Source organism: Nocardioides jiangxiensis (assembly GCF_030580915.1).
Lineage (GTDB): Bacteria > Actinomycetota > Actinomycetes > Propionibacteriales > Nocardioidaceae > Nocardioides > Nocardioides jiangxiensis.
Genome location: NZ_JAUQTA010000001.1, coordinates 1,889,564 through 1,914,534 on the forward strand (window position 1 = coordinate 1,889,564; position 24,971 = coordinate 1,914,534).

Here is a 24,971-nt window from a genome sequence, read left to right on the forward strand (position 1 = left end):
GTCCGGCCGGTCCGGGCTCACTCGTCGTCGAAGTGCGGGTCGGCGAGGAGGTACTGGGTGATCAGCCCGTCGTGCGACCGGTCGTGGTGCCGGATCGGCTCCGGTGCCATGCGGCCCTCGGCCATGTCCCAGAACTGGTCGACCCGCAGTGCCACCCTCCGTGCGAGCCGGCCGCCGACTCCCTGGTGCGGCACGTACGGGTGCGGTCGCGTGGGTGCGCGCAGCTCGGCGTGGTAGAGCCGCTCGGTCCAGTCCGGGTCGCCCGGCTCGCGGTGCGCGTCGAGCTCGCGGCACAGTGCCTCCTCGAGCTCGCGGGTCGCGGCCAGCTCGGCGCGGGTGTCGTCCCACACCGACGACCACGTCCGCCCGATCGCGTACGTCGAGCCGTACAGGCGCGCCTTCACCTGCGCCATCGCCGCCTCGAGTCGTCGCACCTGCCGGACCAGCTCCTGGCCGCGGTCGGCGCCGTCCGGGAGCCTCTTGCGTGCGGCCGGCACCAGGACGCCGACCGCGGCGTTGACGTGCCTGCTGGCGCTGGCCAGGAAGGTGTCGGTGACCGGGTAGCGCGAGCGCGGGTCATTGCGCTCGGGGTCCGTCGAGGCGGCCTGCTCCAGGCGCTCGGCCAGGACGTCGTGGGTCGCGCGTGCACCTGCGATGAGTGTGTCCACCGGAACCATCTCCACTGATTGGCGGGGGAGGGCTCGCGCCGCGCGGCCCGCCCTCCTTCCAGTCTGCGCCGCGGGGTGACACGCCTCAAGGCGAAGGGTGGGAGACTCCGCCGCGTCGTCGGTGTCCGGCGATAGCCTGTGCCGACACCGCTTGAAGGAGCCGCTTCCATGCCCCGCCTCGACCGCCGCCTCGCCGTCAGCACCGCCGCCGTCCTCACGGCCGCCAGCCTCGCGCTGTCCGCGTGCAGCCTGACCGGCAAGGAGAAGGGCCCGCAGGGCACGGGCAGCGAGCTCCCCTCCGCGAGCGGGTCCGCCGTCCCCGGGTCGACGGTCACCCTGGTGACGCACGGTGACTTCGCGCTGCCGGCTGCGCTGCTGAAGAAGTTCGAGACCGACACGGGCCTCAAGCTCAAGGTCAGCAAGATCGAGGACGGCCTGCCGACGCAGCTCGCGCTCACCAAGGAGCACCCGCTCGGCGACGTCGCCTACGGGGTGGACAACGGCTCGGCCGCCTTCGACCTCCAGCAGGGGGTCTTCGCCGACTACGAGGCGAAGCTGCCCGACGGAGCCGCGCAGTACAAGCTCAAGGGTGCCGCTGACAAGGACTGGCTGACCCCGGTCGACCACGGCGCGGTGTGCGTCAACGTCGACCTCCCGTGGTTCACCCAGCACAAGATCGAGCCGCCCGCGACCCTGGAGGACCTCACCCTCCCGAAGTACAAGGACCTCACCGTCCTGCCGGGCGCCACGGGCTCGACGACCGGGCTGCTCTTCATGCTCGCGACGATGGACCAGTTCGGCGACGACTGGACCGGCTACTGGTCCCGCCTGGTGAAGAACGGTGCTGACATCGCCAAGGACTGGAGCGACGCCTACTACGGCGGCTTCACCGCGGGGGAGGGCGGCGGCAAGCGTCCGATCGTCGTCTCCTACGACACCTCGCCGGCGTTCACCGTCGACGACAGGACCGGCGAGTCGACGACGGCCGCGCTCCTGGACACCTGCATCCAGCAGGTCGAGTACGCCGGTGTCCTCAACAACGCCGCCAACCCGGCGGGCGCGCGCGAGCTTGTCGACTTCCTGGTCTCGCCCGAGGTCCAGGCTGCCCTGCCCGACAGCATGTACATGTTCCCGGTCGCCACGGGCACGCCGCTGCCCGACGCCTGGGCTCGTCACGCCCACCAGCCCAGCCGCGTCTACACCTTCGACGCCGACGAGCTGGCGGAGCACCGCCAGGAGTGGCTCGCCGAGTGGCGCGACGTCACCAGCCGCTGAGCCGGGCGGTCGGGCGGCCGGCTGCGCTCCTCGGCCTGGCCGCCGGACCCCTCCTCGTCCTCGGCCTCTCCTTCCTGCTGCCGGTCGGCGGGATGCTCTCGCTGGGGCTGTGGCCCCACGGGTCCTTCGACGCCTCGGGGGCGCTCGACGTGCTGCATCGCGAGCGCACGCTTCGGGTCCTCTGGTTCACCCTCTGGTCGGCGGCCGTCGGCACGGCGGTGACGCTGCTGCTCGGCCTGCCCGCGGCGTACGTCTGCTACCGGCTGCGGTTTCCGGGGCGCCGCCTGCTGCGGCTGGTGCTGGTGATGCCGTTCGTCCTGCCGACCGTCGTGGTCGGCCTCACGTTCGACAACCTGCTCGCCGACCAGGGCCTGCTCGGGAAGCTCGGCTGGGGCGGCACCCCCGCTGCCATCATCGCGGCGCTGGTCTTCTTCAACCTCGCCGTCGTGGTCCGCACGGTCGGGCCTGCCTGGGAGGCCCTCGACCCGCGCGCGGGCGAGGCGGCGGCGGCGCTCGGAGCGGGCCCCGTGCGCGTGCTGCGCGACGTCACGCTGCCTGCGCTCCGGCCGGCGATCGTGTCGGCGGCGAGCGTCGTCTTCCTGTTCTGCGCCACCGCGTTCGGGCTGGTGCTCGTGCTGGGCGGCCTGCGCTACGCGACGGTCGAGACCGAGATCTACCTCCTGACCACCGACCTGTTCGACCTGCAGGGGGCCGCGGCGCTGTCGATCCTCCAGCTGCTCGTCGTGGTCGTCCTGCTCGCCGTCGCCCATCGCGCCCGGGCGACGGCGCCGGTCGAGCGCCGTCCCTTGGCAGCACGGCGGCCGCACCGCGCGGACCTCCCGGCTGCCGCGCTGACCCTGGTCGCCGCCGCTCTCGTGCTGCTTCCGCTGGGAGCGCTCGTCGTCGGGTCGCTCCGCGTCGACGGCGCCTGGTCGCTCGCCAACTTCCGGGCGCTGCGCACGGTGACCGACGGCGCCGTCCCGGTGACGGAAGCGCTCCGCACCTCCCTGGCCACTGCACTCGACGCGACCTGGATGTCCGTCGGCCTCGGCCTGGTCATCGCCGTCCTGGTCACCCGTCGCTCCCGCGGCGCGGCCGAACGCCGGATCCGGGCGTTGCTCGACGGCCTCTTCATGCTCCCGCTCGGGGTGTCCGCGGTGACCCTCGGGTTCGGGTTCCTGGTGACGCTCGACCACCCGCCGATCGACCTGCGCTCCTGGCCCCTGCTGGTGCCCATCGCCCAGGCGCTGGTCGCCCTGCCCCTCGTCGTCCGCACGGTCGTGCCGGTGCTCGCGGGCATCGACGACCGCCAGCGGCAGGCTGCGGCCTCGCTCGGGGCCGGGCCGCTGCGGGTGCTCGCCACGATCGACCTCGCGGTCGTCTGGAAGCCGCTGCTGGCAGCGGCCGGCTTCGCCTTCGCGGTCTCGCTCGGCGAGTTCGGTGCGACCTCGTTCCTGGTGCGCGAGGACGCCCCGACCCTGCCGGTGATCATCTACCGCCTGCTCAGCCACCCGGGCACCGGGCACTACGGCATGGCGCTGGCGGCGTCCCTGGTGCTCGCCGGCCTCACGGCCGGTGTCCTGCTGGTGGTGGAGCGGCTGCGCGTGCCGGGCGTGGGAGGGTTCTGACCGTGCTGTCGCTCTCGTCGGTCTCCGTGGCCTACCCCGGGGTGGGGCGCCCCGCGCTCGCCGACGTCTCGCTCGAGGTCCGCACCGGGGAGGTGCTCGCCGTGCTCGGGCCGTCGGGCTGCGGCAAGTCGACCCTGCTGCGCGCGGTCGCCGGCCTGGAGCCGGTCTCGTCGGGCACGGTCACCTGGGACGGGCGCGACCTGGCCGGCGTGCCGACGTACAAGCGAGGGTTCGCGCTGCTCTTCCAGGACGGCCAGCTCTTCGCCCACCGCACGGTCGGCGACAACGTCGGCTATCCGCTGCGCCTGCGTCGTACGTCGAGGCGCGAGGTGCGCATGCGGGTCGCGGAGCTGCTGGAGCTCGTCGGCCTCTCCGGGTACGCCGACCGCTCGCCGGCGACGCTGTCGGGCGGGGAGCGCCAGCGCGTCGCCCTGGCCCGCGCGCTCGCGACCTCGCCGCGGCTGCTGCTCCTCGACGAGCCGCTCTCGGCCCTCGACCTGACCCTGCGCGAGCGCCTCGCGGGCGACCTGCGCGAGATCCTGCGTGCGTCGGGCACGACGGCGCTCTTCGTCACGCACGACCACGAGGAGGCGTTCACCGTCGCGGACCGGATGGCGCTGCTGCGTGCGGGCCACCTCGTGCAGCAGGGCACGCTCGACGAGGTCTGGCGTCGTCCGGCCGACGTGGAGGCCGCCGCGTTCCTCGGCTACGCGACGGTCCTGACCGGCGCCGCGGCCGCCCGGGTGCTGGCCACCCTCCCCGCAGGCTCGGGCGCGACGAGCCTCGAGGCTGCGTCGGCGGTCGCGCTGCGGCGTTCCGCGCTGCGGGTCGACGCCGACGGGCCGCTGCAGGGGCGTGTGCTCGAGGCCCGGCTGACGCCCGACACGCTGCGGCTCTCCGTCGACGTCGCGGGCGTCGGGGTCCTGGACGCCGTCGCGCCCGGTGGTCTGGCGGACGCTCCCGCGGTGGGCGCTGCCGTCCGGCTGGTGGCGGATGCCTCACGGCTCGCGCTCGTGCCGATCGTGTGAACCCTTGTCCTGATCCCTAGACTGACGCCCGTGCATCGCCGGGCCTACGTACTCCTCATCGGCGTCGCGACGATGATGGGCGCCCTTGCGCTGATCACGGCGCTGGCGCTGGACAAGAAGCTGGTCGACCCCGATGGCTTCCTCGGCCCGTCGTGGCTGCGCCTGCCGTTGCTGGTCGGCGGTGCCCTCCTGCTCGACATGCTTCCGCGCGTGCTCTGGCACTCGAGGCTGAAGCCGGCGCTGATGTGGCCGATCGTCCGTGACCGCTGGACCTCCCACTGGAACCGCGAGCGCCTGACGCTCGTCCTGATGGGACTCATCTGCTTCTACGTCACCTACGTGAGCTACCGGAACCTCAAGTCGTTCCTGCCCGAGGTGATGGGCCTGGACCGCGACTACGACCGGCCGCTGCACGAGATCGACCGCTTCCTCTTCTTCGGCCACGAGCCGGCGATCGTCCTCCACGACCTGCTGGGCACCAGCTTCGTGGCGTACTTCCTCTCCTACATCTACCTGTGGTTCCTGCCGCTGGTGCCGCTGGCGCTGGCCGCGTGGCTGGTGTGGTCGCGCAACATCAGCTTCGGCTACTGGTTCGCGACCTCGCAGGTCCTGGCGTGGACGCTCGGCACGGCGTCGTACTACCTGGTCCCGTCGGTCGGACCCGGCTTCGAGTACTCCTGGCTCTACGACAACCTCGACAACACGCCCGCGAGCCAGCTGATGAACTCGCTCTACAACGGACGCGAGTCGGTCCTGCGCTGGGGTGCGGACGTCGATGCGGTGCAGTCCGTGGCGGCGTTCGCCTCGCTGCACTGCGCGATCACGCTCCTGGTGGCGCTGATGGTCCAGTACACGATCAAGACGCGCTGGGTGCACTGGGTCGGGTGGGTCAACTTCGGCATCACCGTCGTCGCGACGCTCTACTTCGGCTGGCACTACGTCTCCGACGACGTCGCCGGCATCGTGATCGCGCTGCTCTCCTTCTACCTGGGAGGACTCGCCTCCGGTCAGAAGTTCGACCGCCACGGCCTCTCGTCGCACCCGACGACCACCTCGTCGATCGTGCCGGTCGACGACGACTGAACGCGCCTCGTCCTTCGCCGTACGCCGGACCCGGTCCTGTCCCGACAGGCCCGGGTCCGCTGCATTTCCCCACTGGCGCCGAGACGGGCCCTGTGCCGCGCCGAGACGGGCCCCGTGCCGCGCCGAGACGGGCCCTGTGCCGCGCCGAGACGGGGCGCGTGCCGGACCCGCCGGCGAACTTTTTTCGTCGGCTCCCGTCGTGTTGCACGAGCCCCGTCTCGCCGCGGCACGAGCCCCGTCTCGGCGGATCTGAGCGTGGAACGGGGGCGGGATGTCTGAATGACATGCGTGTAGTTCGAGAATTACATCGATGTAAGAGTCAAGGCGACACGCCGACGAATCCGAGAAAATTGGAAAGAACTGTTTCTTTTGTGACTCGAGTTCACTAGCGTGCTCCGCGTGCCCGGTGTGGTGGGGAAGCCGCCCGGGCCGGCCCCGGCGGTGGGGAAGCCGCCGGGGCCCAGCTCCCCACCAGGGGTGGGGTCGATGAGGGGAAACCACATGCGCAGGAAGATCACAGGCCGCCCGCTGGCCATGGCCGCGGTCGCGGCAGTGGCCATCGGCGGACTCGCTCTCCCGGCCATGGCGGCTGACCCGTCCAACGCCCCCTCGCAGGAGCAGGTGGACGCCGCTCGTGCCGCCGCCGACGCCAAGGCGCACACCGTCCAGGGCGTGCAGGCGCAGCTCGACGCGGCGAACGCCCGTCTCGAGTCCGCGCAGATGGCCGCCGAGCAGGCGGGTGAGGCCGCCAACGGCGCGATCTACCACCTCTCGCTCGCGCAGGCCGCTGCGGCGAAGGCCGATGCCGCCGAGGCGAAGGCGGAGCGGACCCTCAAGGGCCACAAGGCGGCGTACACGGACCTGATCGCCCGCACGTACGAGCAGCAGCCGCAGCTCCAGGCGATCAACGCGATGACCACCCAGGAGCGCCCGCGCGCCCTGCTCTCCTCCGCCAGCACGACCTACCAGGTCACCCGCGCGATGGACGACATCGAGCGCGGCTACAAGGAGGCCGCCGCTGCGGCCGGTGCCGCCGCCGACAAGGCCGACAAGGCGCGCGCCGAGGCCGCGTCCCTGGCCAGCCAGGCGACGGCTGCCCGTGACCAGGCCGAGGCGACCGCCGCGCACGCTGCCGCCGAGGCGACCAGCGTCGCGCAGGAGAAGAAGAAGCTCATCGGCGAGCTCGCCACCCTCCAGCACATCTCGGTCCAGCTGGCCTCGCAGCGCCAGGCTGCGCTCGAGGAGCAGCGCCGTGCCGCGGCAGCCGCCGCAGCGAAGGCGAAGGCCGAGGCGGAGGCGAAGGCCGCCGCCGAGGCTGCTGCCGCGAAGGCCGCTGCCGACAAGGCTGCCGCTGACAAGGCGGCCCAGGAGGCTGCCAGCAACGGTGGCGGCGGCTCGACCACGCCGCCCCCGGCTCCGTCGACCCCCACGCCGCCGCCGGTCTCCTCCGGTGGCCTCGAGTCGGCCATCGCCTTCGCGCAGGCCCAGCTCGGTGAGTGGTACCAGTGGGGCGCCGCGGGCCCGGACCGCTGGGACTGCTCCGGCCTCACGATGATGGCCTTCCGTCAGGCGGGCATCTACCTGCCGCACTTCTCCGGCGCCCAGTACGACGCAGGGACGCCGATCCCGGTGGGCTCCGCGCGCCGCGGTGACCTCCTCTTCTGGACCAGCAACGGCCGCCCGTCCGGCATCCACCACGTCGCGATCTACCTCGGCAACGACCAGGTCATCGAGGCGCCGCACTCCGGCGCGCAGGTCCGCATCCGCTCGCTCGAGTACTGGTACCCGGACCTCGCGGTCCGGCTCTGACCGCCAGCACGCGCACGACGACGGCCCGGGGCACCTCGCCCCGGGCCGTCGCTCGTTAGGGTGCTTTGCATGGCCACCCCAACGAGCAAGGTCTCAGAGAACGGCTACGTCCAGCCGGCCGTCGACGTCCCCGCCCTGACCCGCCTCCTCGACGGCGAGCACGCCGCAGTGCGCGACAAGGTCCGGGTGGCCCTCGTCGAGCACGCCCACCTCCTGGAGGAGGCCGAGGAGCTGCCGCGCGAGGAGTTCCGCGACCGGGTCCTCGAGACCGTGGTGGCGATGGCCGGCACCGGCCAGACGGCGTACCACTTCCCGAAGGAGTACGGCGGCGGTGGTGACTTCGGTGCGACCGTCGCGGCGTTCGAGACGACCGCCTTCGGCGACCTGAGCGTCCTGGTCAAGGTCGGCGTGCAGTTCGGCCTCTTCGGAGGCGCGGTGCTCAACCTCGGCACGAAGCCGCACCACGACGCCTGTCTCGCCGACATCGCGGCGGGCCGCCTCCTCGGCTGCTTCGCGATGACCGAGTCCGGCCACGGCTCCAACGTGCAGGCGATCGGCACCACGGCGACGTACGACGCGTCGACGCGCGAGTTCGTGATCCGCACCCCTGACGACGCGAGCCGCAAGGACTACATCGGCAACGCGGCCCGACACGGCCGGATGGCCGCCGTCTTCGCCCAGCTGGTCGTCGACGGCGACGAGAAGGGCGTCCACTGCCTCCTGGTCCCGATCCGCGACGAGGCGGGGCAGCCGATGCCCGGGGTCCGCATCGGCGACTGCGGCCACAAGATGGGCCTCAACGGTGTCGACAACGGCCGGCTCTGGTTCGACGACGTCCGGGTGCCGCGCGAGGCGCTGCTCAACCGCTTCGCCGACGTCTCCGAGGACGGCGTCTACTCCAGTGACATCGAGAGCCCGAACCGTCGCTTCTTCACCATGCTCGGCACGCTCGTCATGGGCCGGGTCAGCGTGGCCGGTGCGGGCATCTCCGCGAGCAAGGTGGCTCTCGCGATCGCGACGCGCTACGCCGACCGTCGTCGTCAGTTCACCGCCGACGACGACCAGCCCGAGCAGCTCCTGCTCGACTACGGCCTGCACCAGCGGCGACTGTTCCCGCTGCTGGCCCGCACCTACGCGCTCCACTTCGCGCAGGACGGGCTGCGCCGCCACTTCGACGACGTCTTCTCGGGGCGGGCCACGTCCGAGCAGGTCCGCCGTGACCTCGAGTCCAAGGCCGCCGGCATCAAGGCCCTCGGCACCTGGCACGCCACCCGGACGATCCAGGAGTGCCGCGAGGCGTGCGGCGGTGCGGGCTACCTCTCGGCCAACCGGTTCGCGGCGCTGAAGGCGGACACCGACGTCTTCACGACGTTCGAGGGCGACAACCACGTCCTGCTGCAGCTGGTGGCCAAGGGCCTGCTCACCGACTACTCCAGCGAGTTCGGCGACATGAGCCAGCTCGACCTGGTCAAGTTCGTGGCCGGCATGGCGGTGGACCAGGTCGTCGAGCGCACGATGGCGCACCGGCTGATCGAGCGCCTGCGCGACGTGCTGCCCGGCGACGACAAGTGGAACCAGGACTCCGGGCTGCTGGACCCGGCGTACCACCTCGACATGCTGCGCTTCCGCGAGGAGCACATGCTCGCGGGCGCCGCCAAGCGCCTCAAGCGCGGCATCGACAGCGGCATGCCGGCGGGCGAGGTCTTCTCGCGCGTGCAGGACCACGTGATCGCGACCGCGAACGCCCACGTCGAGCGGCTCGTGCTCGAGTCGTTCATCGCGGTCTTCGCCACGATGCCGCACGGTCCCAACCGGGTGGCGCTCGGGCTGCTCTGCGACCTGTTCGCGCTCACCACGATCGAGGCCGACCGCGGCTGGTTCATGGAGCACAACCGGCTCACGACCAACCGGTCGAAGGCGATCAGCCGCGAGATCAACGACCTGTGTCGCAAGCTCCGGCCGCTCGCCGTCGACCTGGTCGACGCCTTCGGCGTACCGGAGGAGCTGCTGCGGGCCGAAGAGCTGCTGACCTGGCAGTGACCGCGCCCTAGGCTCGGGGCATGACCGCACCCGTGTACGTCGTCCTGGGCGCAGGCCCGGGCCTCGGCCTGTCCACCGCCCGCCGTTTCGCCGAGGCGGGCCACCGCGCCGTGCTGCTCGGCCAGTCCGTCGAGCGGGCCCAGCCGCTCGCCGACCAGCTCGTCGCGGAGGGGTTCGAGGCGGAGGTCGACGCTGTCGACCTCCTCGACGAGGCCGACGTACGCCGCGCCGTGGCCGGTGTGGTCGAGCGCCACGGCCGGGTCGACGTCCTGCACTTCAACCCCAGCGCGTGGCGCGAGCGCACCGTCCTGGAGCTGACGGTGGCCGAGCTGCTCGATGACGTCGCCTTCGGTGCCGGCGCGCTGCTGCCCGCGCTCCAGGCTGCGGCGCCCGCGATGCCCGACGGTGGCCGTGTGCTCGTCACCGGTTCGCAGGCCGCCGACACCCCGTGGTCCGGCGCGCCCACGCTCGGTGTCCAGAAGGCCGCTGTCCGCAACCTCGTGACCAGCATCGACGCGACGATGAAGGAGCGCGGGGTGCGCGCCGTCGCGATGCAGGTCAACGGCATGCTCGCCAAGGAGGGCCCCTTCGGCCCGGACGCCGTCTCCGCAGCGCTCTTCGCGGCAGCCACCCGTCCCGCCGAGGGGTGGACCCCGCACGTCTCCTACGACGGCTGAGCCATCCGGCGTACGACGAAGGCCCGGCCCCCGCTGTGGGGACCGGGCCTTCGTGTCAGCTGCGGATCAGTGGCCGCCGTTGGCCTGCGCGGCCTTGAAGCGCTCGACCGACTTGGCGATCTCCTTCTCGGCCTCCTCGCGGCCCACCCAGTCAGCGCCCTCGACGGACTTGCCGGGCTCGAGGTCCTTGTAGACCTCGAAGAAGTGCTTGATCTCGAGCAGGTCGAACTCGGAGACGTCGCCGATGTCCTGCAGGTGCGCCATGCGCGGGTCGTGCGCGGGCACGCAGAGGAGCTTGTCGTCGCCGCCGGCCTCGTCGGTCATGCGGAACATGCCGATGGCGCGGCACGGGATGTGGCAGCCGGGGAACGTCGGCTGGTCGAGGATGACCAGCGCGTCCAGCGGGTCGCCGTCGTCGGCGAGCGTGTCGATGACGTAGCCGTAGTCCTCCGGGTACGCGGTGGACGTGAAGAGCATCCGGTCGAGGTAGATCTTCCCGGTCTCGTGGTCGACCTCGTACTTGTTACGCGAGCCCTTGGGGATCTCGACGAGGACCTCGAACTCCAGCACTGTTCCTCCAGCGTGTTGCGTCATCGGGTGCCCGGGCCGGGTGCGGCGACCGGGCAGACTAGGGGGTCGGCCCCGCGGGGCCGCGCCTCATCTTGACGCAGAATCCGCGCTTTTGCGCATTCGAAAGGACATGATCCGTGGCACGAGACGCCTCCAGCGCCCGCTCCCGACCCTCGCGGTGGGGCGTCTGGGGCCCGGTGGTCCTCGTGCTCGCGGTGGTCGCGGGGGCCTTCGCCTCCTTCCAGTACGACGTCCCGCGCCGCCTCGGCTGGGGCGACCGTGCGGGCGCGCCGGCGCTCGTCGCACCGCCGAGCGGTGTCACGCTGCCCGACCCGGCAGCGCCGTCACCGGTCGCCGACCCGCTCGTGGCGACCACGACGGACCCGGCCAGCATCAAGGCGGTGCTCGCCCCTGCGCTCCGCAACAAGGACCTCGGCCGGCACGTGGTGATGGCCGTGGCCGACGCCCGCGGCCACGTCCTCTTCCGCGGGGGCACCTCGCCGCTGACGGCCGCAGCCGTGCCGGCGTCGACGACCAAGCTGCTCACCACCACCGCGGCCCTCTCCGCCCTCGGGCCGGCGACCCGCTTCCGCACGAAGGTCGTGGCGGGCCCGGCAGCCGGGCAGGTCGTCCTGGTCGGTGGTGGAGACCCCTACCTGAGGGCGACCCCTGAGGACGACGACGACAGCACGCCGGCACCTGCCGACCTGCAGACCCTGGCCCGGCAGACCGCTTCCGCGCTGAAGAAGCAGGGCACCACGCGTGTCCGCCTGGGCTACGACGACTCGCTCTTCTCCGGCCCCGGCGTCAACCCGCACTGGGACCCGACCGACGTCGGCGCCGGCTACGCCGCCCCGATCACGGCCCTGTGGTCCGACCAGGGCCACCCCGAGGGCGGGCCGGTGACCGTGCCTGACCCGTCGTTCGACGCGGCACAGCGGTTCGCCCGCTCGCTCAAGGCGGCCGGCATCAAGGTGGCCGGCGCGCCGCGTCGTACGACGGCCGCGGCCGGTGCCACCGAGCTCGCCGGCATGGACAGTGCCCGTCTGGACGACATCGTCGACGAGGTGCTGGCGACCAGCGACAACGAGGGTGCCGAGCTGCTGGCCCACCAGGTCGGCGTGAAGGAAGGGTTCGGCGGCACGTTCGAGGGCGGTCTGGAGGGCGTCACGAAGGTGCTGGCCGGGCTCGGGGTCCACCTCGAGGCGGCGGACCGCGTCTTCGACGGCTCCGGCCTCTCGCCTGCCACACGGCTGACTCCCGACACGCTCATCCACGTGCTCGCCCTGGCCGTCGACCCGGCCCACCCCGAGCTGCGCACCGTCGACACCGCCCTGCCGGTGGCCGGCTTCACCGGCTCGCTGGCCGACCGCTTCTCCCATGGTCCGGTGGCCGGCCGCGGGCGCGCTGCCGCCAAGACCGGCACGCTCACGGGTGTGCACGCCCTCGCCGGCGTCGCGGTCACTCCGGACGGGGAGACGCTGCTGTTCGCGGTCATGGCGGACCAGGTGAAGCCGGAGAAGGCGCTCGATGCGCGACAGGCGCTCGACGTCATCGTCTCCACGCTCGCGTCCTGCATCTGCAGCTGACCGCGGGCGGCGGTGCCTGCGCCCGTGCCGCGTACGCTTCCGGGCATGAGTGAGGCAGCGGCGGAGGCCGCGGGCGAGGGGCAGCCGCAGGTCGTCGACTGGGAGTACGCCGTCAGGCTCGGCACGAAGTTCGCCGGCGAGGGGCCCGTCGTGTCGCGGGCCGAGGCGGACGCCGCCGTCGCTGAGCTGCGGGCGGGCGCCGACCGGTCGACGTCGCTCGTGGCCGAGTTCACCGGCCTGGTGGCGCCCGAGGACACCGCTCCGGTCCTCGTCGTCGACCGCGGTGGCTGGGTCCAGGCCAACGCCGACAGCTTCGCCGTGCTGCTCGACCCGCTCATGACCAAGGTCTCCCGCGGCAAGGAGCCCGGCCCGATGACGAGGGCGGTGGGTGGCCGGATCGCGGGCGCGGAGCTCGGCCTCCTGCTCGGCTTCATGGGCTCGAAGGTCCTCGGCCAGTTCGACCCGTTCTCGCCGCCGGCCGGCCGGCTGCTGCTGGTCGCCCCCAACGTGGTGCACATCGAGCGCGAGCTCGAGGCAGACCCGGCCGACTTCCGGCTCTGGGTCTGTCTGCACGAGGAGACCCACCGCGTGCAGTTCACGGCGGTTCCGTGGATGCGCGAGCACATCCGCTCCCAGGTGCAGGCGCTCTCGGACACCGTCGACCCGTCACGCATGTGGCAGGACGTCACCGCAGGCATCGCGCGCATGGTGAAGGGCGAGGGCGGCAGCCTGGCCGAGCTGATGAGCTCGCCCGCGCAGCGCGAGATCATCGACCGCGTCACCGGTGTCATGTCGCTCCTCGAGGGGCACGCCGACGTCGTCATGGACGGCGTCGGTCCGGAGGTGATCCCGTCGGTCGCCGACATCCGGCGCAAGTTCACCGAGCGCCGTGGCGGCGTCGGCGTCCTCGACAAGGTGCTGCGGCGCCTGCTCGGCCTCGACGCCAAGATGGCCCAGTACCGCGACGGAGCCGTCTTCGTGCGCCACGCGGTCGACACCGTCGGCATGGAGGGCTTCAACGCCGTCTGGACCTCGCCCGAGACCCTGCCATCCAGGGCCGAGATCCACGATCCCGCCGCCTGGGTGAAGCGCGTCCACGGCTGATGGCCCTGCACCCGGCGGTCGCGGCGGTGCGCCTCGGCGTACGCCGGGAGCTGCAGCGCCGGGTGCCGGGCGACGCCGTGCTCGTGGCCTGCTCGGGCGGAGCCGACTCGCTCGCTCTCCTGGCCGCGACGCTCTTCGAGGGGCACAAGCTGGGGCTGCGCGTCATCGGGGCGACCGTCGACCACGGCCTGCAGGACGGGTCGGATGCGCATGCGTCACGCGTGGTGGAGCAGATGGCCGCGATGGGCGCGGACGAGACCGCCTCGGCCCGGGTCCACGTCGAGAACGCCGGCGAGGGCATCGAGGCGGCCGCCCGCCGCGCGCGCTACGACGTCCTCGAGCAGATGCGCGAGCACTTCGGTGCCGCGGTGGTCCTGCTCGGCCACACCCGCGACGACCAGGCCGAGACCGTCCTCCTCGGGCTGACGCGGGGGAGTGGGGGGCGCAGCCTCGCCGGCATGCGCCGGGCGTTCGACCACTACGTGCGACCTCTCCTCGACGTCTCCCGCGACGACACCGTCACCGCGTGCCAGGTGGAGGGCCTGGAGGTGTGGGAGGACCCCCACAACGAGGACCTGGGCTTCACCCGGGTGCGCGTACGCCGGCTGGTGCTGCCACTTCTCGAGGACGAGCTGGGTCCCGGCGTCGCGGCGACCCTCGCCCGCACCGCTGACCAGGTCCGCGACGACGTCGAGGCGCTCGACGCCCTGGCTGACGACCTCTTCGAGGTCGCGCGTGCCCGCGACGACGTGGCGACCCGGGGCACTGCGGTGAGGGTCGACGCCGGGCGCGTGGCCGGGCAGCACCGCGCCCTGGTGAGCCGGGTGGCCCGGCTCGCGGCGCTGGAGGCGGGTGCGCCCTCGTCGGAGCTCTTCTCCGTGCACGTGGACGCAGTCGTGAGCCTGCTGACCGAGGGCGGTCGTGGTCGCGAGATCCAGCTGCCGGGGCACGTGACGGCCTATCGCGACGGCAGTGACCTCGCCTTCCGGCGTACCCGGTCCTGAGCCTGCCTGACCTGAGGGCCATGAGTGACCGCCAGTCACACAGGGTCGGGGGCGGCCCGACGGTCCGTCGCCGCACCGGCTGTGCGCACGGCCTCGCCCACGCCGTACCCTTCTGCCATGGAATCCGCGCACGTCGAAGGCGACCTGGTCAACATCCTCTTCACCGAGGAGCAGATCCAGGCGAAGCTCGCCGAGATGGCCCGGAAGATCGAGGCCGACTACGACGGTGAGGACCTGCTCGTCGTCGGTGTCCTCAAGGGCGCGGTCATGGTGATGGCCGACATGGCCCGTGCACTCAACCGCCACGTCGAGATGGACTGGATGGCGGTCAGCTCCTACGGCTCCGGCACCAAGTCCTCCGGCGTCGTGCGGATCCTCAAGGACCTCGACACCGACATCGCCGGCAAGCACGTGCTGATCGTCGACGAGATCATCGACACCGGCCTCACGCTGAGCTGGCTGGTGACCAACCTCGCGAGCCGCGGTCCGAAGTCGGTGGAGATCGCCACCCTGCTCCGCAAGCCGGACGCGCTCTCGATGCCGGTCGAGGTGAAGTACGTGGGCTGGGACATCGCCAACGAGTTCGTCGTCGGCTACGGCCTCGACTACGACGAGAAGTACCGCAACCTCCGCGAGATCGGCACGCTCGCTCCGCACGTGTACTCCTGACGGAGCCACCGGTCGCCCAGCCGGGCTCCTCCGAACGGCTCGATCGTTCCGCGGGAACCCACGGCCCCTCACGCTCGTTGCGGCTGACGTGTACCGTCGGACCTCACTCATGACTTCCCGGTGAGGGACCGGGCAGCCGTCGTCGAAAGAAGCCTGTGAAGCGCATTGTCAGGGGCCCGTGGCTCTGGATCTTCATCGCTGTGGTGGGCGTCGTGCTCGCCCTCCAGTTCCTCACGCCCAACGGCGGCTACGACGAGATCCCCACGTCGCAGATGCACGAGTACGTCGTGTCCGGCGACGTCAAGGAGATCACCTTCGTCGACCACGACCAGGAGATCCGGGCGACGCTCAACGACGACGTCAAGCGTGACGGCGGCAAGCACGTCATCGCCCACTGGGTCGACGGCCAGCAGATCGGCCTGATCGACGAGGCGCAGAAGCAGTTCGACGAGAAGAAGATCGAGAAGGTCAACTCGGAGAACCCGCAGCCGTCCGTGCTCGGCAACCTGCTGCTGTCGCTGGTGCCGTTCGCGATCATCGTGCTGATCTTCCTGTTCCTCATGAACAACATGCAGGGCGGTGGTGGCCGGGTCATGCAGTTCGCCAAGTCCCGCGCCAAGCTGATCTCCAAGGACATGCCGAAGACGACGTTCCAGGACGTCGCCGGCTGCGAGGAGGCCATCGAGGAGCTCGGCGAGATCAAGGAGTTTCTCCAGGAGCCCGCGAAGTTCCAGGCCGTCGGCGCGAAGATCCCCAAGGGCGTCCTGCTGTACGGCCCCCCGGGCACCGGCAAGACGCTGCTCGCTCGCGCCGTCGCCGGTGAGGCGGGCGTGCCCTTCTACTCCATCTCCGGCTCGGACTTCGTCGAGATGTTCGTGGGCGTCGGCGCCTCGCGTGTCCGCGACCTCTTCGAGCAGGCCAAGGAGAACGCTCCGGCGATCGTCTTCATCGACGAGATCGACGCCGTCGGCCGCCACCGCGGAGCCGGCATGGGCGGCGGTCACGACGAGCGCGAGCAGACCCTCAACCAGCTCCTCGTCGAGATGGACGGCTTCGACGTCCGGGGCGGCGTCATCCTGATCGCGGCGACCAACCGCCCCGACGTGCTCGACCCGGCACTGCTGCGCCCGGGCCGCTTCGACCGCCAGATCCAGGTCGACGCCCCCGACCTCAACGGCCGCCTGCAGATCCTCAAGGTCCACGCCCGCGGCAAGCCCATGGCGGCAGAGGTCGACCTGGCCAGCGTCGCCAAGCGCACGCCCGGCTTCACCGGCGCGGACCTCTCCAACGTCCTCAACGAGGCTGCCCTCCTCACCGCGCGCAACAACGCCAAGCTGATCACCGACGAGGCCCTCGACGAGGCGATCGACCGCGTCATCGCCGGCCCGCAGCGTCGTACGCGCCTGATGAACGAGAAGGAGAAGCTGATCACGGCGTACCACGAGGGCGGCCACGCACTCGTCGCCGCAGCCCTCCCCGGCAGCGACCCGGTCCACAAGATCACGATCCTGCCGCGCGGACGCGCCCTCGGCTACACGATGGTGCTGCCGGACCAGGACAAGTACTCCCAGACCCGCAGCGAGATGCTCGACAAGCTCGCGTACATGCTGGGCGGTCGCGCCGCGGAGGAGATGGTCTTCCACGACCCCACCACCGGCGCCGGCAACGACATCGAGAAGGCCACCAACCTGGCCCGCGCGATGGTCACCCAGTACGGCATGACCGAGCGCCTCGGTGCGATCAAGCTGGGCGAGAGCAACGGCGAGCCGTTCCTCGGCCGCGACCTCGGCCACACGCGCAACTACTCCGAGGACGTCGCCGCGATCGTCGACGACGAGGTCAAGAAGCTGCTCGCGACCGCCCACCAGGAGGCGTTCGACATCCTCGAGGAGAACCGCGACGTCCTCGATGCGCTCGTGGTCGCCCTCATGGAGAAGGAGACGCTGGACAAGGAGGAGGTCGCCGAGATCTTCACCGCCCTGCGCCGCCGCGAGCGCCGCCCCGCGTGGACCGGCTCCGACACGCGTCGTCCCTCCTCCATCCCGCCGATCGAGTGGAAGGCAGCCGAGGCCGGCGGCGTCGACGCCGGCACCCAGGACGCCGTCACGGGCGACGAGCTGCAGAACGGTCTCCCGGAGACCGACCGATGACGGACCCCATCTCGCACGAGGTGCGGGACCCCGAGGACATTCCGCCGTTCGACCAGGTCCGCGCCGAGGCGGCCGTCCGTGAGCTGCTCGCCGCGATCGGTGAGGACCCCGACCGGGAGGGCCTCAAGGAGACCCCGGCCCGCGTGGCCCGCGCCTTCGCGGAGGTGACCTCCGGCCTGCGCCAGCGTCCCGAGGACGTCCTCACCACGACGTTCGACCTCGGTCACGACGAGCTGGTGCTGGTCCGCGACATCGAGCTGTGGTCGATGTGCGAGCACCACCTCGTGCCGTTCACGGGCGTGGCTCACGTGGGTTACATCCCGAGCGAGTCCGGCAAGATCACCGGCCTGTCCAAGCTCGCCCGGCTCGTCGACCTGTACTCCCGGCGCCCGCAGGTGCAGGAGCGGCTGACGACGCAGGTCGCCGACGCGCTCATGGAGATCCTCGAGGCCCGCGGCGTCATCGTGGTGATCGAGGCCGAGCACCTGTGCATGACGATGCGCGGTGTGAAGAAGGCCGGCGCGCGCACCATCACCTCGGCGATCCGCGGCCAGATGCACGACGCCGCGACCCGCAGCGAGGCGATGTCGCTGATCATGCACGGCACCCGCTGAGGCCGCGCGTGCACGCCGCACCGCTGCGCTTCGTGGAGGGGCTCCCGCAGCCGCGGCGGACCCTCGTCATGGGCGTCCTCAACGTCACCCCCGACTCCTTCTCCGACGGGGGCCGGTACGCCGACACCGAGCGCGCCGTCGCCCACGCCCGGCTGCTGGTGACGCACGGCGCGGACCTGGTCGACGTGGGTGGTGAGTCCACCCGTCCCGGCGCACGCCGGCCCGGTGTCGACGAGGAGCTGTCCCGGGTGGTGCCCGTGATCGAGGCCCTGGCCGCGGACGGCGTGGCCGTCAGCGTCGACACGATGCGCGCGCAGGTCGCGGAGGCCGCGGTCGCGGCCGGGGCAGTCCTCGTCAACGACGTCTCGGGCGGCCTGGCCGACGAGGCGATGTTCGCGACCGTCGCGCGCCTCGACGTGCCCTACGTGCTCATGCACTGGCGCGCGCACTCCGAGGAGATGCAGCGGCACACGGCGTACGGCGACGTGGTCGAGGACGTCCTCGCCGAGCTGGCCGAGCGCCTGCGGGCCGCTGCGCACGCCGGCATCACGCACAGCATCGCGATCGACCCGGGCATCGGCTTCAGCAAGACCACCGGCCAGAACTGGGAGCTGCTGCGCCACGTCGAGCGGTTCCACGACCTGGGGCACCCGCTCCTGGTGGCGACGAGCCGCAAGCGGTTCCTCGGCGAGCTGCTCGCCGACCAGGCCGGCGACCGGGCGCCGCTCGAGCGCGATGCCGCCACGACGGCCACCACGACCCTCGCCGCGGCTGCGGGCGCCTGGTGCGTCCGGGTCCACGACGTCCGTTCCAGCGCGGACGCGGTCCGCGTCGTCGCACGCATCGCAGGAGGCCTGCATGACTGACACCCTCCAGATCAGGGGCATCGAGTGCTTCGGGCACCACGGTGTCTTCGAGTTCGAGCGGCGCGAGGGCCAGGTCTTCGTCATCGACCTCGAGCTCGGCGTCGACACGCGCCCGGCTGCGCTGTCGGACGACCTGGAGGAGACGGTGGACTACGGCACGCTGACCCTGGCGGTGAAGGCCGCGGTGGAGAGCGACCCCGTCGACCTGATCGAGACGCTCGCCCAGCGAATCGCCGATGTGTGCCTCTTGGCGCGCCGGGTTGAATGGGCCACAGTGACAGTGCACAAGCCTCATGCGCCGATCGACGCGACGTACTCGGACGTCGCGCTGACCATCACACGACAGAGGAGCCAGAGCTCGTGACGGAGACGCCCAACCCGAACATCATCGACGCGGACACGCTGACGGGAGAGATGCACCCGATCCGCCGCGCGGTGATCAGCCTCGGTTCCAACCTGGGTGAGCGGCTCGCTGCTCTCCAGGGTGCGGTCGCCACGCTCGCCGACACCCCGGACGTCTGGGTGACGGCGGTGTCGCCGGTCTACGAGACCGAGCCGGTCGACGCCCCCGAGGGCTCGGAGAAGTTCCTCAACGCGATCGTCCTGGCCGACACGACCCTGCCGGCCCGCACGCTGCTCGACCGCGCCCTGGCGATCGAGGACGCCTACGACCGCGACCGCGACGTCCTACGCAACGCGCCGCGCACCCTCGACGTCGACCTGGTCGTCCTGGGCGACCGTCGGTCGGAGACCGACGAGCTGCGCCTGCCGCACCCCCGTGCCGCAGAGCGCGCGTTCGTCCTCCAGCCGTGGTTCGACCTCGAGGCCGACGGTGTCATCCCGGGCGCGGGTCCCATCAAGGAGCTGCTGGAGAGCGTCGACCGCACCGGAATCGTCCGCCGCGACGACCTCCAGCTCGAGATCGAGTGAGCGACCGGCCCCCGGGCCGGCCCACCCGGCCGGGCCGGGGGTCGATCCGCCCCACCACCCCCGCCGCGCCGCTGATGGCGGCCTGTGTCGGCCTGATCGGCGGCTGGTCGGTCCGACCCCTCGCCCTGTACGCCGACCACGTCGTGCCGCGTGTCACGTGGCTCCAGGTCGGTGTGGTCGCGTTCGTCGCGGTGACCCTCGCGGGCACGGCGTGGATCACCTGGCGCGAGCTCCAGGTCCACCGCCAGTGGCTCGAGGCCCATCGCGCGGTCAACCGGCTGATGTGGGCCAAGTCGTGCGTGCTCGTCGGGGCGCTCCTCGCGGGTGGCTACGCGGGCTCGTTCGTGAGCTGGCTAGGTGTCGCGGGAGAGGCGACCGCGGGCAACCTCGTGCGGTGCGGGTGCGCGGCGCTCGCCGGGGTGGCGATGGTCGCTGCCGCGATCTGGCTCGAGCGCGCGTGTCGCGTCCATGACGACGAGGACGCAGACCTAGCCTGAAGCATGGCCACTTCCGCATCACGCCGTCGTCAGCGCAGCACCCGCCTCACCGTCGCCACCGTCCTTCTGGTGGTCGCCGCCGTGGTCGTGGTCGCCGCTGTCGCGTCGGGTTCGTTCGTCGTGACGGCGGGAGCGGCGGTCGCCGCGCTCGTCCTGGGTGCCGCCGCCACGAAGATCACTGCCACGGAGCTGGCCCAGTCGCGTCGCGAGGCGGCTGCCGACCGCGCCCGTCAGGCTCGTGAGTACTCCGAGCTGGCCGCGGCCCGGGCCAAGGAGAACGCTGCGTTCATCGCCGGCATGGAGACGCGCATCGAGGAGCGGCAGAAGCTGATCGGGGAGCTCGAGGAGCACCTCGCCGCCGCCCAGCGCACGGTCGCCGAGACGACTCTCAAGCTGGGTCAGGAGGCCCGTCGTGCGGAGCAGGCCGAGGCCCGCCTGCTCGACGAGTCGCGTCGTCTGGACGACGCAGAGACCCGTGCCGCCGAGGCGATCGTCACCGTCGCCGAGCTCGAGCAGGAGCTGATCGACCTCAAGGCGGAGCTCCTCGCCTGGCAGGACGCAGCCAAGGCTCCCAAGCGCGCCACCGCCTGACCCCGCGGGCCGGCGCCCGACGTCGGCGATCACCGCTCCGTGACGGTCGCGGCCTAGCCTGAAGGGCATGTCCACTCTGCTCACTCGGGACGAGCAGTCTGCATCCGTCGCGCACACCTCCGGCCGTCGGGTCGGAGTCGACCTCGCCCGCACCCTCGGCCTCACCGCCGTCGTCGTCGGCCACCTCGCGGTGTACGACGAGGTGCGGGCGTTGACGTTCAGCTGGCACGTCCCGCTCTTCTTCGTGCTCGCCGGCTACCTGTGGAAGCCCTCGCGGCGCGCCCTGCCGGTCGAGGTCGCCAGCCGGTCGGCGCGGGCTCTGGTTCCCTACCTCGTGTGGCTGCCCGTCGGGGGAGCGGCGATGTGGTGGGTGCGGCGTGCGCTCGGTCGGCCGTTGCCGCTCACCGACGTGGTCGAGCGGTCGCTGTGGGGTGGCCTGTCGCTCGTCGGACCGGCCGCGCCGTTCTGGTTCCTGACCGCCTTCGCGGTCGCGGTCGGGGTGGTCGCCCTCACCTGGCGGATGTCGCCGGCCGTCTCCGTGCTCGTGGGGCTCGGCGGCACCGCGGCGGTGGCGCTGCACCCCGGGTGGTCCACCTGGCCGCTGGCGGTGGCGCCCGCCCTCGTCGGGGTCCTCCTCGTCGTGGCGGGGCGCGGGCTGCGCAGCATCGCGCCGCGCGTCTCGCGCCCGGTGCGGGTCGGCGTCGCGCTGGTCCTCTCCGGCCTGCTCCTGGCTGGCTCCGGGGTGAGCGCGCCCCTGGACCTGCGCGCGCTCGACCTCGGCACGCCCGTGCTGTCGCTGGTGGTCGCGGTGGCGATCTGTGCCGGCCTGGTGCTCGTCTGCGAGGGGGCAGCACACCGGCTCCCCGGCGGCGTCGCTCCGGTCGTCACGACCTTCGCGGAGATCGCGGTGCCTGTCTTCCTCCTGCACCTCGCCGTGGCCGACGTGCTGGCACTCGAGGTCCGCGATGTCGACCGGATCTGGATGGCCCCGTTCGCCGTCGCCGTCGCGGTGGCGGTCGGCCTCGCCGCCCGGGCGAGCAGCTGGCGCCGCTTCCTGCTGTGAGGCTCAGCCGAGGCCGAGGAGCCGCTCCGCGATGGCCAGGTCGTCCGGGCCGGTGACCTTCATGTTCCGGTCCTCGCCCTCGACGACCTGCACGGGCACGTCGGGCAGGTAGCGCAGCACCACCGAGCAGTCGTCAGTGGCGACGAACGCCGGGTCGGCGAGGGCGACGTCGTAGGCCCGCTGCAGGACGCCGGCGCGGAACCCCTGCGGGGTCTGTGCCCGCCACAGCTCCCCTCGCGGAGGAACGTCGACCACGCGGCCGGTCGCGTCGGCGCGGAGGATCGTGTCGCTGGAGCGGACGGCGACTCCGACCGCCTGATGGGTTGCGAGCGCCGCGAGGCAGTCGCTGATGATGCGAGCGCTGACCAGTGGCCGCGCGGCGTCGTGCACGAGCAGGTCGGCACCGGCCAGCGCGTGGTCGGCCAGCCACCGTAGGGCGGCGACCGTCGAGTCGCTCCGCTCCGCGCCGCCCTCGATCACGTCGAGCACGCGGGGGTGGCCGGCGGTGACGACCCGGGCGGCATCGACGTACCCGGGGGCCATGACGACGAGGACACCCTCGACGCCGGGGTGGTCGTGGAGCGCGGCCAGCGCGTGCCCGAGGATCGTGCGGCCGCGCAGCTCGGCGAACTGCTTGGGCATCCCGAGCCCGGCGCGTGCCCCGATGCCCCCCGCGAGCAGGACGGCGACGCTGCGACGGGCACTCTCCATGGGCCGCAGTCTGCCGCACGTGAGTGACCCACCCCACCTCCGTGGCCGTTCCACGCGTCGCGCGGGCGGCGTACCGTTGTCGTGCAAGCAGTTCTCACAGCACACGTCCGGTACCCACACCGGCTCCCCGTGAGGGGAGTGGTCGGAGGGACTGGAACGAAAGGCTTGAAGACACATGACCGCACCACTCCGGATCGGTGTGATCGGCGCTGGTCGCGTCGGCACCGTCCTGGCGACCGCCCTGCGCGCCGCCGGCCACGAGATCGTGGCCGCCGCAGGTGAGTCGGCCGCCTCCCGCACCCGCATCGAGACGATGCTCCCGGGCGTCCGGGTGGCCAAGCCGACCGCGGTCGCGCGTGCCTGCGACGTCCTGCTCCTCACGGTGCCCGACGACATGCTCGGTAACGTCGTGACGACGCTCGCCGACGCGGGCGCGATCCACGCCGGCCAGCACGTGGTGCACACCTCGGGTCGCCACGGCCTGGCGGTGCTGGCGCCCGCGGTCGCCGTCGGCGCCCGTCCGGTGGCGCTGCACCCCGCGCTCACGTTCACCGGCACCGACGTGGACCTCCCGCGCCTCGACGGGTGTGTCTTCGGCGTGACCGCAGCGGAGCCCGAGCGGGCGCTCGTCGAGCAGCTCGTCGCGGACCTCGGCGGACGCGCCATGTGGGTGCCGGAGGAGCGTCGCTCGCTGTACCACGCGGCCCTGGCGCACGGCGCCAACCACCTGGTCACCCTGGTCTCGCAGGCGATGGAGATGCTCGCCGCAGCCGGCGTCGCGGACTCCGGGGTCGCTCCGGCCGACACGCTCCGCCCGCTGCTCGAGGCTGCCCTGTCCAACGCGCTGACCTATGGCGACGCCGCCCTGACCGGCCCGATCGTGCGCGGTGACGTCGAGACCGTCCGCGCCCACCTGCGCGAGCTCGCCGCGGCCACACCGCAGGACCTCCCGTCGTACGTCGCGATGGCGCGCGCCACGGTGGGCCGGGCGCTGGCCGACGGTCGCCTCGAAGGCCGCCGCGCCGCCGAGATCCTGGTCCTCCTCGACGCCGCGAGGGTCACCGCATGACCACCCTCGCCTCCACCCGCGCCGAGCTCGCCGCGCTGCTGGCTCCTGCGCGCCGCAGTGGCCGGCAGGTCGGCTTCGTGCCCACGATGGGTGCGCTGCACGAGGGCCACGCCAGCCTGATGCGCGTCGCACGCGAGCGCGTCGGTGACGGCCCGGTCGTGGTCAGCATCTTCGTGAACCCGATGCAGTTCGGGTCGGGGGAGGACCTCGACCGCTACCCGCGCACCCTCGACGCCGACCTGGTCGTGTGCGAGGACGAGGGTGTCGACATCGTCTTCGCGCCGAGCGTCGAGGAGATGTACCCGCACGGCGTCCCGGCGGCCGACCGCGAGCCCGACGGCGTGACCGTCGTCCCCGCTCCGGGGCTGGCGGACATCCTCGAGGGTGCTGTCCGTCCGGGGCACTTCCGGGGCGTCCTGACCGTCGTCGCCAAGCTCTTCGGCCTGGTCCAGCCGGACGTCGCCGTCTTCGGGCAGAAGGACTACCAGCAGCTCGCGCTGATCCGCCGCATGGCCGAGGACCTCTGCATGGGGGTCGACGTGGTCGGTGCGGAGACGCGTCGCGACGCCGACGGCCTGGCCCTCTCCAGCCGCAACCGCTACCTCTCGACGGAGGAGCGGGCCACCGCGCTCAGCCTCAGTGCCGCCCTGCGTGCGGCGATCGCCGCGGGTGTCGACGGCGTCCAGCCGGCGCTCGACGCCGCACAGGCGGTCCTCGGCAAGGAGAGTGGCGTGGATCTCGACTACCTCGTCATCACGAGCACCGGTCTGGGCCGTCTCGCTGATGACTTCCAGGGCGAGGCCCGCATCCTCGTCGCCGCCCGGGTCGGCACGACCCGGCTCATCGACAACCTGCCGATCCAGATCGGAGCCTCGACCGTCGTCGGCGGGGACTCCACCAACCAGGGAGAATTCTGATGTTCCGCACCATGATGAAGTCCAAGATCCACCGCGCCACCGTGACGCAGGCGGACCTGCACTACGTGGGCTCCGTGACGGTCGACGAGGACCTGCTCGACGCCGCCGACCTGCTCGCCGGTGAGCTGGTGCACATCGTCGACGTCACCAACGGCGCGCGCCTGGAGACCTACACGATCGCGGGTGAGCGCGGCTCGGGTGTCATCGGCATCAACGGCGCCGCGGCCCGCCTGGTGCACCCGGGTGACACGGTCATCCTGATCGGCTACGGCCAGATGACGACGGAGGAGGCGAAGGCCTACAAGCCGCACGTCGTCTTCGTCGACGCCGACAACAAGATCATGGCGACGGGCTTCGACCCGGCGGAGGCGCTGGCGGGCTCCGGGCTCGTGCGCGGCGACATCACCGCCGGCCGCTAA

General features: G+C 72.1%; 25 protein-coding genes. 22 read left to right on the forward strand and 3 right to left on the reverse strand.

What is annotated here, in order from left to right:
* Window positions 1-17: 17 nt before the first annotated feature.
* On the reverse strand, window positions 18-668 hold the full coding sequence (locus Q5722_RS09155) for a hypothetical protein (RefSeq protein ID WP_305027906.1): 651 nt from the start codon (window positions 666-668) through the stop codon (window positions 18-20).
* 168 nt (window positions 669-836) lie between these two features.
* Between Q5722_RS09155 and Q5722_RS09160 the strand changes: the two genes are divergently transcribed.
* The 7 genes from Q5722_RS09160 (at window position 837) to Q5722_RS09190 (ending at window position 10,208) form a co-directional block, all read left to right on the forward strand.
* Entirely contained in the window at window positions 837-1,943 is a 1,107-nt protein-coding gene (locus Q5722_RS09160) for a thiamine ABC transporter substrate-binding protein (protein ID WP_305027907.1), read from the forward strand.
* Window positions 1,919-3,571, forward strand: coding sequence for an ABC transporter permease (locus Q5722_RS09165; RefSeq protein WP_305027908.1), 1,653 nt, complete (start codon window positions 1,919-1,921; stop codon window positions 3,569-3,571). The genes Q5722_RS09160 and Q5722_RS09165 overlap by 25 nt, the downstream gene beginning before the upstream one ends.
* Window positions 3,572-3,573: 2 nt before the next feature.
* Window positions 3,574-4,599: an ABC transporter ATP-binding protein gene (locus Q5722_RS09170; protein ID WP_305027909.1), complete on the forward strand. Its 1,026-nt coding sequence runs from the start codon at window positions 3,574-3,576 to the stop codon at window positions 4,597-4,599.
* Window positions 4,600-4,629: 30 nt separating this feature from the next.
* Entirely contained in the window at window positions 4,630-5,682 is a 1,053-nt protein-coding gene (locus Q5722_RS09175) for a phosphatase PAP2 family protein (protein WP_305027910.1), read from the forward strand.
* 501 nt (window positions 5,683-6,183) lie between these two features.
* Complete coding sequence (locus Q5722_RS09180; RefSeq protein WP_305027911.1) at window positions 6,184-7,491, forward strand: C40 family peptidase; 1,308 nt, start codon at window positions 6,184-6,186, stop codon at window positions 7,489-7,491.
* 69 nt (window positions 7,492-7,560) lie between these two features.
* Entirely contained in the window at window positions 7,561-9,531 is a 1,971-nt protein-coding gene (locus Q5722_RS09185; protein WP_305027912.1) for an acyl-CoA dehydrogenase family protein, read from the forward strand.
* Window positions 9,532-9,551: 20 nt separating this feature from the next.
* Entirely contained in the window at window positions 9,552-10,208 is a 657-nt protein-coding gene (locus Q5722_RS09190; protein WP_305027913.1) for an SDR family NAD(P)-dependent oxidoreductase, read from the forward strand.
* Between the two features lie 66 nt (window positions 10,209-10,274).
* Here the strand turns inward: Q5722_RS09190 and Q5722_RS09195 are convergent, their stop codons facing one another.
* Window positions 10,275-10,775 carry an inorganic diphosphatase gene (locus Q5722_RS09195; protein ID WP_305028354.1) on the reverse strand — a complete coding sequence of 167 codons (501 nt, stop codon included), beginning with the start codon at window positions 10,773-10,775 and terminating at the stop codon, window positions 10,275-10,277.
* 140 nt (window positions 10,776-10,915) lie between these two features.
* On the opposite strand from Q5722_RS09195, the gene dacB reads away from it, so the two are divergent.
* The 12 genes from dacB to Q5722_RS09255 all read left to right on the forward strand — a co-directional run bounded on the left by dacB (window position 10,916) and on the right by Q5722_RS09255 (window position 21,855).
* Entirely contained in the window at window positions 10,916-12,367 is a 1,452-nt protein-coding gene (gene dacB / locus Q5722_RS09200) for a D-alanyl-D-alanine carboxypeptidase/D-alanyl-D-alanine endopeptidase (protein WP_305027914.1), read from the forward strand.
* Window positions 12,368-12,412: 45 nt separating this feature from the next.
* A complete protein-coding gene (locus Q5722_RS09205; RefSeq protein WP_305027915.1) occupies window positions 12,413-13,471 on the forward strand; it encodes a zinc-dependent metalloprotease in 1,059 nt (352 codons plus the stop codon).
* Window positions 13,471-14,475 (forward strand): tRNA lysidine(34) synthetase TilS, encoded by a 1,005-nt coding sequence (tilS, locus tag Q5722_RS09210; protein ID WP_305027916.1) that lies wholly within the window; start codon window positions 13,471-13,473, stop codon window positions 14,473-14,475. Before Q5722_RS09205 ends, tilS begins: the two co-directional genes overlap by 1 nt.
* Before the next feature lie 117 nt (window positions 14,476-14,592).
* Entirely contained in the window at window positions 14,593-15,144 is a 552-nt protein-coding gene (hpt, locus tag Q5722_RS09215) for a hypoxanthine phosphoribosyltransferase (RefSeq protein ID WP_305027917.1), read from the forward strand.
* Window positions 15,145-15,299: 155 nt separating this feature from the next.
* Window positions 15,300-17,294 carry an ATP-dependent zinc metalloprotease FtsH gene (gene ftsH, locus Q5722_RS09220; protein ID WP_305027918.1) on the forward strand — a complete coding sequence of 665 codons (1,995 nt, stop codon included), beginning with the start codon at window positions 15,300-15,302 and terminating at the stop codon, window positions 17,292-17,294.
* On the forward strand, window positions 17,291-17,908 hold the full coding sequence (gene folE / locus Q5722_RS09225) for a GTP cyclohydrolase I FolE (RefSeq protein WP_305027919.1): 618 nt from the start codon (window positions 17,291-17,293) through the stop codon (window positions 17,906-17,908). Before ftsH ends, folE begins: the two co-directional genes overlap by 4 nt.
* Before the next feature lie 68 nt (window positions 17,909-17,976).
* Window positions 17,977-18,774, forward strand: a complete 798-nt coding sequence (gene folP / locus Q5722_RS09230; RefSeq protein ID WP_305028355.1) for a dihydropteroate synthase — start codon at window positions 17,977-17,979, stop codon at window positions 18,772-18,774.
* On the forward strand, window positions 18,767-19,138 hold the full coding sequence (folB, locus tag Q5722_RS09235; RefSeq protein ID WP_305027920.1) for a dihydroneopterin aldolase: 372 nt from the start codon (window positions 18,767-18,769) through the stop codon (window positions 19,136-19,138). The genes folP and folB overlap by 8 nt, the downstream gene beginning before the upstream one ends.
* Window positions 19,135-19,704, forward strand: coding sequence for a 2-amino-4-hydroxy-6-hydroxymethyldihydropteridine diphosphokinase (folK, locus tag Q5722_RS09240; protein WP_305027921.1), 570 nt, complete (start codon window positions 19,135-19,137; stop codon window positions 19,702-19,704). The genes folB and folK overlap by 4 nt, the downstream gene beginning before the upstream one ends.
* Window positions 19,701-20,201 carry a DUF3180 domain-containing protein gene (locus Q5722_RS09245; protein ID WP_305027922.1) on the forward strand — a complete coding sequence of 167 codons (501 nt, stop codon included), beginning with the start codon at window positions 19,701-19,703 and terminating at the stop codon, window positions 20,199-20,201. The genes folK and Q5722_RS09245 overlap by 4 nt, the downstream gene beginning before the upstream one ends.
* Before the next feature lie 3 nt (window positions 20,202-20,204).
* Window positions 20,205-20,792 (forward strand): hypothetical protein, encoded by a 588-nt coding sequence (locus tag Q5722_RS09250; RefSeq protein WP_305027923.1) that lies wholly within the window; start codon window positions 20,205-20,207, stop codon window positions 20,790-20,792.
* A gap of 67 nt (window positions 20,793-20,859) precedes the next feature.
* The gene (locus Q5722_RS09255) at window positions 20,860-21,855 is read left to right on the forward strand and encodes an acyltransferase family protein (RefSeq protein ID WP_305027924.1); all 996 of its coding nucleotides are present in this window, start codon (window positions 20,860-20,862) and stop codon (window positions 21,853-21,855) included.
* 3 nt (window positions 21,856-21,858) lie between these two features.
* Here the strand turns inward: Q5722_RS09255 and ispD are convergent, their stop codons facing one another.
* Window positions 21,859-22,566, reverse strand: a complete 708-nt coding sequence (ispD, locus tag Q5722_RS09260) for a 2-C-methyl-D-erythritol 4-phosphate cytidylyltransferase (protein WP_305027925.1) — start codon at window positions 22,564-22,566, stop codon at window positions 21,859-21,861.
* A 175-nt stretch (window positions 22,567-22,741) separates the two neighbouring features.
* Between ispD and Q5722_RS09265 the strand changes: the two genes are divergently transcribed.
* Genes Q5722_RS09265 through panD form a run of 3 tightly spaced genes read left to right on the forward strand, consistent with a single transcriptional unit; the run spans window position 22,742 to window position 24,971 of the window.
* Entirely contained in the window at window positions 22,742-23,635 is an 894-nt protein-coding gene (locus tag Q5722_RS09265) for a Rossmann-like and DUF2520 domain-containing protein (protein WP_305027926.1), read from the forward strand.
* Complete coding sequence (panC, locus tag Q5722_RS09270; RefSeq protein ID WP_305027927.1) at window positions 23,632-24,552, forward strand: pantoate--beta-alanine ligase; 921 nt, start codon at window positions 23,632-23,634, stop codon at window positions 24,550-24,552. Before Q5722_RS09265 ends, panC begins: the two co-directional genes overlap by 4 nt.
* A complete protein-coding gene (panD, locus tag Q5722_RS09275) occupies window positions 24,552-24,971 on the forward strand; it encodes an aspartate 1-decarboxylase (RefSeq protein ID WP_305027928.1) in 420 nt (139 codons plus the stop codon). The genes panC and panD overlap by 1 nt, the downstream gene beginning before the upstream one ends.

Coding starts and splice junctions, on each gene's coding strand:
- Q5722_RS09160 (WP_305027907.1), top strand. CDS start 837: ATGCCCCGCCTCGACCGCCGCCTCGCCGTCAGCACCGCCGCCGTCCTC.
- Q5722_RS09180 (WP_305027911.1), top strand. CDS start 6,184: ATGCGCAGGAAGATCACAGGCCGCCCGCTGGCCATGGCCGCGGTCGCG.
- Q5722_RS09185 (WP_305027912.1), top strand. CDS start 7,561: ATGGCCACCCCAACGAGCAAGGTCTCAGAGAACGGCTACGTCCAGCCG.
- Q5722_RS09190 (WP_305027913.1), top strand. CDS start 9,552: ATGACCGCACCCGTGTACGTCGTCCTGGGCGCAGGCCCGGGCCTCGGC.
- Q5722_RS09205 (WP_305027915.1), top strand. CDS start 12,413: ATGAGTGAGGCAGCGGCGGAGGCCGCGGGCGAGGGGCAGCCGCAGGTC.
- tilS (WP_305027916.1), top strand. CDS start 13,471: ATGGCCCTGCACCCGGCGGTCGCGGCGGTGCGCCTCGGCGTACGCCGG.
- hpt (WP_305027917.1), top strand. CDS start 14,593: ATGGAATCCGCGCACGTCGAAGGCGACCTGGTCAACATCCTCTTCACC.
- folE (WP_305027919.1), top strand. CDS start 17,291: ATGACGGACCCCATCTCGCACGAGGTGCGGGACCCCGAGGACATTCCG.
- folP (WP_305028355.1), top strand. CDS start 17,977: ATGGGCGTCCTCAACGTCACCCCCGACTCCTTCTCCGACGGGGGCCGG.
- folB (WP_305027920.1), top strand. CDS start 18,767: ATGACTGACACCCTCCAGATCAGGGGCATCGAGTGCTTCGGGCACCAC.
- Q5722_RS09250 (WP_305027923.1), top strand. CDS start 20,205: ATGGCCACTTCCGCATCACGCCGTCGTCAGCGCAGCACCCGCCTCACC.
- Q5722_RS09255 (WP_305027924.1), top strand. CDS start 20,860: ATGTCCACTCTGCTCACTCGGGACGAGCAGTCTGCATCCGTCGCGCAC.
- ispD (WP_305027925.1), bottom strand. CDS start 22,566: ATGGAGAGTGCCCGTCGCAGCGTCGCCGTCCTGCTCGCGGGGGGCATC.
- Q5722_RS09265 (WP_305027926.1), top strand. CDS start 22,742: ATGACCGCACCACTCCGGATCGGTGTGATCGGCGCTGGTCGCGTCGGC.
- panC (WP_305027927.1), top strand. CDS start 23,632: ATGACCACCCTCGCCTCCACCCGCGCCGAGCTCGCCGCGCTGCTGGCT.
- panD (WP_305027928.1), top strand. CDS start 24,552: ATGTTCCGCACCATGATGAAGTCCAAGATCCACCGCGCCACCGTGACG.